A 2,461-nucleotide genomic window follows, 5' to 3' on the forward strand; every position below is an offset into this window, starting at 1 on the left:
TGACGCGTTTGGGTGTGCTGGCGTCGCTGCCGGCCAGCCAACCCCGCCCGCGTGATGCATGGTCGCGCACCGATCATGTCCGCGGTGCGAGCTGAGGGTCCCGCGGTTGACCGCCAAGGTGACCGCCAAACCCCACGACACCAGGGATCCACTAGAGATGACCATGGACACCTCTACCCGTCCTGAGCTGCGCAGATGCGACCGCCAGCGATCACGCGACCAACTTACGAGTCCGAGAGTCGTCGAAGCACGCCATGGCGCAGCGTGTGCCGAACTGCGACGTGGCCTCGTGTTGCCGCCGGCATCGAGCTCGCCTGGCGGCCAACCGTGGGCTCGGTGGCTGCCCTGGTGTAAAGGGATGGCCGCACATCCCGAGCGACCGTCTGGGCGGTGGGAAATGCAGACGGTGGTGGATGGCTCGCCGTGAACTGTAGGGCCTGGAACCTTTACCCACCTCGAACCTTCACCAGCACGACCGTCAACGAAGGCCCGTCAGGATGTTGGTCGATCACCGGTAGCGAGGACGTGACGAGGTGAGCCAGATGGGGAGACTTGGCAGGCGGACGGGATGGCTGGGGTGGGCGGTGGCCGGGGTGCTGCTGCTGTCGGCCGGGGGGGCGGCGCTGGCCGCGCAGAGCACCACCACCACGACCCAGGCGCCGGGCGGGACCACCGACAAGGCCGACAAGCTGCGGGCGCGGCCCGCGGGGCTGGGCCGGGGAGTCGGCTTGGGGCATGGGCTGGGGCGGCGGGTGCTGCACGGCGAGATGACCGTGCAGACCCAGGAGGGCGTCAAGACGATCGTCATGGCCCGGGGTGAGGTCACCGCCCTGTCCAAGGACGCCATCACCGTCAAGAGCTCCGACGGGGTCGAGACCAGCTTCGCGGTCGACGGCGACACCCGCTACGGGTTCCGCAACGAGCCCGCACCGACGGCCGAGCTGAAGGTCGGCGAGGACGCCTTCGTGGCCGGCGAGAAGTCGGGCGGCCGGGCCGTGGCCAAGCGGGTCGTGTCCGGGGAGCTCCCCCAGCGCGGGGCCGGCAAGGGCGCGAACCCCCCGGCCCCGACCCCCTAGCTCAGGCTGGAGCCCAGTACGGCCACGACCAGCACCAGCAGGAAGAACCCGAGGGCGAACCAGGCCGCGCGCATGGCGTGCCGGGCCACCGGCACCGGCCGCAGGGCCAGCAGCCGCCGGCCGCAGTCGCACATGCCTGGCTCGAACGCCACCTGGTGGCCCTCACTGCAGGCGAAGCGGGGGCGTTCGCGGACGTCGTAGCCGCAGCCGGCGCAGGCGGCCATGGCCGCGTTCTCGTAGCCGCAGCGCGGGCAGACCCGCAGCGAGGCCAGCTCCCAGGCCAGGACCCCGGCGCTGAGGGCGGCCAGGCCGCCGAAGATGGCGAAGGTGACCAGGCCCGACCCCACCGAGTCGTCGAGGGCGATGGTGAACAGGGCGCTGCCAAGGGCCGAGGCGGCCAGGGCGACCCCGACCGCGATCACAGTCGAGCGCACCGCCGCCGGACGCCGGCCGGGGCTGGATCGGAAGGCCTTCACGGTTCTCACGTTAACCGGCCGCCGATCCGATGGTGAACCGGACAGCTTGTCCGTAGCCTGGACATGCAGGCACGCACCAGCGACGGAGGCACGATGGCAAGGTCGAGCGCGGACAGGACCCAATGGCGGGAGCTGTTCCACGAGGTGGTGGCGACCAACCTCTGCACCGGGTGCGCGGCCTGCGTGATGGCCTGCCCGAGGGACGTGCTCGACTACGACCACGCCGAGACCTACCACCCCTTCAACGTGGAGCTGTCGACCGCGGCCGACGACTGCGTGCACGGCCAGCGGGGCTGCGACATCTGCACCCGGGCCTGCCCTCGCTTCCGGGACTGGGAGGTCGAGTGCGACCAGGCCCTGTTCGGGCGGGCCAGGGAGGTCGACGAGGTCACCGGCATCCAACGTGGGGTGTTGCTGGCCCGGGCCACCGACCCCGCTGTGCTGGCCGTCGGCCAGGACGGTGGGCTGGTCTCGGCCCTGCTGCTGTGGGGGCTGGAGACGGGCCGGGTCGAGGGCGCCCTCACCTCGCGGCTGTCGTCGGTCCGGCGCTGGGACGGCGAGCCGTTCCTGGCCACCAACCGCGACGAGGTGCTGGAGGCGGCCGGCTCCCGCTACACCTACGCCGCCAACCCCCTGGCCATGAAGGAGGCCGAACGGCGCGGGCTCAAGCGCCTGGCCCTGGTCGGGATGAGCTGCCAGGCCTCGATCAACGGGACCCTCCAGGCGCGCCGGGTCAACAAGTACGCGCGCCGGATCGAGATCACCCTCGGGCTGCTGTGCTCCAAGTCGTTCGCCTACGACGGCATGCGTCAGGTGATCACCGAGGACTATGGGGTCCCGCTGGACGACATCGCCAAGGTCAACATCAAGGGCCGGTTCCAGCTGTGGCGGCGCTCGACCGGCGAGCAG

General features: G+C 71.2%; 3 protein-coding genes. 2 read left to right on the forward strand and 1 reads right to left on the reverse strand.

Translation table 11 applies throughout. The annotated features are described in order from the left end of the window. The first annotated feature begins 542 nt into the window (after positions 1-542). The gene (locus tag VF468_23540) at positions 543-1,076 is read left to right on the forward strand and encodes a hypothetical protein (GenBank protein HEX5881263.1); all 534 of its coding nucleotides are present in this window, start codon (positions 543-545) and stop codon (positions 1,074-1,076) included. Here the strand turns inward: VF468_23540 and VF468_23545 are convergent. After that, positions 1,073-1,552 (reverse strand): hypothetical protein, encoded by a 480-nt coding sequence (locus VF468_23545; GenBank protein HEX5881264.1) that lies wholly within the window; start codon positions 1,550-1,552, stop codon positions 1,073-1,075. The two genes, VF468_23540 and VF468_23545, sit on opposite strands and share 4 nt — an antisense overlap. Before the next feature lie 93 nt (positions 1,553-1,645). Here VF468_23545 and VF468_23550 point away from each other — a divergent pair. After that, positions 1,646-2,461: coenzyme F420 hydrogenase/dehydrogenase beta subunit N-terminal domain-containing protein (locus VF468_23550; protein HEX5881265.1), on the forward strand; the 816-nt coding region annotated here is incomplete at its 3' end.

This window comes from Actinomycetota bacterium, assembly GCA_036280995.1.
Classification (GTDB): Bacteria; Actinomycetota; CALGFH01; order CALGFH01; family CALGFH01; genus CALGFH01.

Coding starts and splice junctions, on each gene's coding strand:
- VF468_23540 (HEX5881263.1), top strand. CDS start 543: ATGGGGAGACTTGGCAGGCGGACGGGATGGCTGGGGTGGGCGGTGGCC.